We start from the raw sequence: 4,734 nt of genomic DNA, 5'->3' as shown, positions 1-4,734 counted from the left end.
ATAATTGTTTTTGTCATAACTAATTCCTCCTCTAGTTTAGGGGAATCAACAAAAACACCTATTTTTTGCTATTTGATTATCAATCAAATTATGCTAATCTATAATCAGATGAATAATAGCTTTAGGTATTTTTGTAGAAATACCCTTTGAAACGAGTCATGTTGGAGCATGGCTCGTTTTTTATTTTATCACACATCGAATCTTAAAATTGTTATCAAATTAGATAACTACGAATTATCTCCCATGTCCTCGACTCTTAGGTTTTTTCTTCGGTGCTTTTGATTGCTCTGAAAGGCTTTTTAAGCCTTCTTGAGAGAATTTCTTCTCTTTCCCTAGCATTTTATCTAGAATCCCTTTTAAAAACCCTATAAAGCCCTCTAAACGGCTCTCAGGTATCGTCTTATCCCTTTTGTTCTTCTCCAAAATAGAAAGCCAGTGTTCACCTTCTTCTTGATTTCTAGGCTCATGACCCTTCTCAAGTTTAAATAGAATCCAACGACCTTCTCTTTCAGTATCACTAATCTCTAAATCTCTGTTTGTATCTTGCAACATACTTTGATAGATAATAGCGTTCTTTTGTTGTTCCCTCAGCTTGTCTACTTCTTTTTCAAGTAAACCAAATTGCATTACAGCATTATCCGCTCTTAGATCAGCAAGCTGAACACGATTTTCTAAATCCTCAATTTTCGCATCTGATACATCTTTTACTTTATCCAATTGGTATTTTGTTTTTACACTCGAGATTGCTAAATTTTTTAGTTTGTCATACTCATTGGAAGGCAAAGAAACCTTATCACCGAACATAGCTTTTTTTGTTGAAGCTTCGATGTTTTCCAAAACCTTTTTGGGTTCTTTATAAACTTTCACTTCTGCGGTCATTTCTGTAATCATTTCATCTTTTTGTCTTTTGATTTCTTCAGAATGCTTTTTCAAACCTTTAACTGTATCAATGCCAATTGTTTTATCGTTTAAAATGCCTTCTTTGTAGATATGAGGAATTTCTCGCTTTAAAAATTTATCTAAATCTTGATGAAATGTTTTTAACTCTTTACGAGTTAATACATCATTTGCACAAACCTTTTCCCGTTGTTTTTTCTCGTCCCAAACAACAGGCATAAAAGCAAAATGCATATGTGGTGTTGTTTCGTCGTTGTGAACATTGGCGGACAAAACATTTTTTTCTCCGCCATAGCGGTTACTTAAAAATTCATATGTTTTCTCGAAAAATTCACGTTGTTCTTTTTCAGAAATACTCTTCAAATTTTCAGGTAATGTTACAACCCAATCCGCACAAACTTTTACATCTTTTCGATTCAAACAATGCACTTCATCTAGCCGATTTTTCATGCGGGAAAGTGTATCTCCTTCTTTTTCGCATAAATCATAATTCAAATTTGAGCGTTCATTATCAATATCTGGATTCGAATGATTTTCTGTTTTTCTGTCCCAATGATTTGATAATCCTTGTACATTTCCTTTTGCATATTTTTCTACATGAGCCATGCCAAAGCACCCCCGTTTCGTACCACCAGTTTACCATGGATATAGTGGAGGGAAAATATTTTGCCCTAGCACGTTATGGCAAAATTCTTTGCCCGTGCTCTGCGAGGCTTTTCGGCTTCGCCGAGCCATGCTGCTGCATGGCAAAACCCCTCAAGCCAAAAGGCTTTTTTTTCATCAAGGTACGGGTAGTATTTTTTGAGAAAACCACTCAAAAAATCTCCACCCTTTTCTCCTTGATAAAAAAAATTTTGGCGGTATTGGCATGGTGCCAAATCGACCATACCTAAAACAAGGTTTTAGGTTGGCCGACTTGCCCATGCCATTGTACCGCCAAAATCGCCAATTCATCCGATCCAACAAAGTGGATCTCTATCAAAATTTATTTACGCTATAAGGGGCTAGCCCCTCTTGGCTCTCGCCAATTCACCCCAGCCTTCGCCACTCCACCCTAAAACAAGAAGGGCAAAACAAAATCGTTTCTATTCAAATGGTCGATATTTTTTTCTTAACACAGTTAGTTCTTCACCTAATTTTTCTACATCTGGTTTCCAAAACAAATTAACATTGTTTACTTGTTTTAAAGGAATCAGTCTTTCAGTTTTCACAAGTTGATTTAATCTAGCACGAGCTATATTTAGTAATTCCATTACTTCCGCCGCCGTCAAAATATATTCGTTTACAAATTGTTTTACATCTTCTTTTGTTTCTAATTCATACATTATTTTTCACCCACTTTTATAATCTGTTTTTTATCATTTCTGTAATCAAACTGAATAGTGTTGCCACTACATAAAATGTAGTTGTGCTCATTAAAACATAATCTGATTTTGTTAGGTTGTTCCAATCAATAACGAATACAAAAACTATTATTAAAAACAAAACAGATGTAACAGGACTATTCAAAATTTTCACCAGTTTTTTCATGTGCTGAATGGATTGGGTATTGTGTTATAATTTGAATAAGAGGGAGGTTGCCCTCCCCCTTATTTTTGGTCTAACGTCTTGTGATTCGTTTGCTTCTTGGAAGGTTGCGTCGAACCACAGGGCGTTTATTTTGTTTCTGTTCTTTCTGCTCTTTCTTTTCTTTCTTTGCTTTTCTCTTTTCAATCATTCCTGCGATTTTTTCTATTATGTCTAAGATGTTTTTTATTCCTGCTGTGATAGGTACTAGCGATATTGCTACTGCTAACACATTCACCCAATCCATGTTATCACCTCCTTAAATACATTATATCAAATCTGCATACAAAAGTATAGAGGTTTTTTAAAATAAACTATAATTTTTTGAAAATTTTTCGTGTGGTGAAAACCCTTGATATGACTAAGTTTATAAGTATTTTTAGGGTGTGACGAAAACGTCACACCCTAAAAAGTGAGAGGAAAACCTCTCACCTAAAAATAGGAAATTTCGTAGTTGCCTAATTTGATAACTACGAAATTTTCATGTGTCACAAAAAGGTGACACATGAAAAACCTTATAAAAAAAGACTCCTAATTTAGGAGTCTTTTTTTATCGGCTCGGGCTGATCGCCCGAAGCTAAGGAAAAATCGGGATATGTCCCATATCCCGATTTTTCCGACATGTCCTGATTTATCCCCCAACTTCGTTGAGGGATAAATCGAACATGTCGGCTTCGACCAATCAGCCCGAGCCATCCCGCTGCACCTTGAGTATGAAATACATCACACCGTTTCGACTGGTGACAGCTACACCCATCGTGTAGAGTTGTTCTTGTCAGCGAGGGAAAGCCCCCGAAGACACAGACTGAAAGGAAAACACAGTGGGTAAGAAGGACGGAAAGAGCGAGCCGAACGACGTCGGTAGCAACATGCGGATTACGGTCTCGAAGGAGACGGCAAAGAAGATTCAGGACAACAGTAAGAAGAAGTAAGAACTAAAGAGCGCTAAGAAAGGGAGGGTGAATATTCACCCTCCCTTTCTTAGCGCCGGTTCGTATAAATCCTGCGGATTTATACGACATGTCCTGATTTATCCCCCCAACAAGTTGAGGGGATAAATCGAACATGTCTTTTGAGGGTGTCACCTTTTGGTGACACTTTAGGTTTTCCCCTTGTTTTTGGGATGGTGGCTGGCTAGTCGTGTGGGGACTAAACCCCACGAACTTAACGTAACTGAATATAGAATAAGCTTATTTCTTAGAACGATAGCATTGGCGGTTCGGCGGGTATAATTGCTAGTCCAAGTCGAGCAACTCAAATCCTCGTTTTCGGTCTGTTCGGCTTGGCGACATACCAAAACCCGCCGAAAAAAGTTTTGCAAGGAGGGAGCAAAGCGGACAAGGTGGAGATTTTTGAGCGTTCTTTGCTCAAAAATACTACCTGTTCCTTTCGGAACTTTTAGCCCTTATATATATAGAGTGAGAGTGTAAGACCCCCTAAAAGTTTAAAAAACATTAATATATCAATGGTTTCAGCGATTTAGTACCGTATCGGATTTGATACAGTACCGTATCAGATTTGATACACCTAAAACGAAAAAAAGAGCCATAAAAGGCTCTTCATTTAGAATAATTTTTGAGGTAATTTTTTAAGTATTGGATTAGATTCCATTTGTTTTTTAAACATCAAAACTAAATGTTCTCCTATATCGTCTTTATCACCCACACAAATAATATTCGGGTTAATAAATAATACGTAGTCCTTTGCTTGATTAAAGTTTTTAATATCACCTGTAACAGCTTTAGCAATAATACCTTTTTTAATTAAAGTATTTACTATCCTACTAACCTTTGTTCTAGATGTATTTAAATAATTTGCTAGCGCTTGAATTGTTAAAGTGTTTGCAGGTTTTTTTGTTATATCATCTACAATGGCATTTGAATGCATACTAATATTTGATTGAACATCAACTAAAAAAATCTTTTCTTCACTCGTGAAATAGTTCTCACTTCTTAAAAACTCCCAGTTTTTTTGCAAGAATTGAGCAAACCTCACTTTCGATTGTGGAGATTTCTTCGTTCCTATGTAGATTTCTTTACCACCAGTTGCCTTACTTAAAACATTAAGTGCTTCATCTACTTTACCTTGATCCACACCATTATGTTCTTCTATGAATCGTTGTTTTTCAATCTCTAAATCTCGTTCTTTTGCTTTTTGTTCAGCTTGTCCAAAATCAATAATTGTTTTTGTCATAACTAATTCCTCCTCTAGTTTAGGGGAATCAACAAAAACACCTATTTTTTGCTATTTGATTATCAATCAAATTATGCT

At 36.1% G+C, this 4,734-nt stretch carries 4 protein-coding genes; all 4 read right to left on the bottom strand.

Going from position 1 to position 4,734, the window contains the following annotated elements; translation table 11 throughout:
- Positions 1-234 precede the first annotated feature (234 nt).
- On the bottom strand, positions 235-1,503 hold the full coding sequence (gene mobV / locus ACFVQC_RS30065) for a MobV family relaxase (RefSeq protein ID WP_377900174.1): 1,269 nt from the start codon (positions 1,501-1,503) through the stop codon (positions 235-237).
- A gap of 479 nt (positions 1,504-1,982) precedes the next feature.
- Positions 1,983-2,222, bottom strand: coding sequence for a DNA-binding protein (locus ACFVQC_RS30060; RefSeq protein WP_377900173.1), 240 nt, complete (start codon positions 2,220-2,222; stop codon positions 1,983-1,985).
- 275 nt (positions 2,223-2,497) lie between these two features.
- Positions 2,498-2,710 carry a hypothetical protein gene (locus ACFVQC_RS30055; protein ID WP_377900170.1) on the bottom strand — a complete coding sequence of 71 codons (213 nt, stop codon included), beginning with the start codon at positions 2,708-2,710 and terminating at the stop codon, positions 2,498-2,500.
- 1,316 nt (positions 2,711-4,026) lie between these two features.
- Entirely contained in the window at positions 4,027-4,656 is a 630-nt protein-coding gene (locus ACFVQC_RS30050; RefSeq protein ID WP_377900168.1) for a helix-turn-helix domain-containing protein, read from the bottom strand.
- Positions 4,657-4,734 lie beyond the last annotated feature (78 nt).

The sequence above is a fragment of the Bacillus sp. NPDC057893 genome (assembly GCF_042796455.1).
Lineage (GTDB): Bacteria > Bacillota > Bacilli > Bacillales > Bacillaceae_G > Bacillus_A.
This window is presented reverse-complemented; position numbering and strand designations above follow the sequence as displayed.